Here is a 278-nt window from a genome sequence, read left to right as displayed (position 1 = left end):
TCGCCCTCCAATCCCCCCACCCCCCCCCCCCCCGCGCCCCCGTCGTGCGCGCCCGCCCCCCCCCCCCCCCCCCCCCCCCCCCCCCCCGGGGGGGGGGGGGGGGGGGGCCCCCCCCCCCCCGCCGAGGAACGCGTCCGCGCGGCCGTCCCCATCGCGCACTCGATCTACCTCGAACCGGACCTGCGTCGGGCCGAGCCCGGTGTGCCGGGTGCGGTGGCCCCGGACTGAGGGCTGCGTGCCAGGGTGCACGACGGCGCAGGTGGGCCCGTGCGCACGGG

Origin of the sequence: Oerskovia sp. NPDC056781 (genome assembly GCF_042789955.1) — a bacterium.
In the GTDB taxonomy this organism is placed as follows: Bacteria; Actinomycetota; Actinomycetes; order Actinomycetales; family Cellulomonadaceae; genus Oerskovia; species Oerskovia rustica.
Note: the sequence above shows the minus strand (reverse complement) of the source record.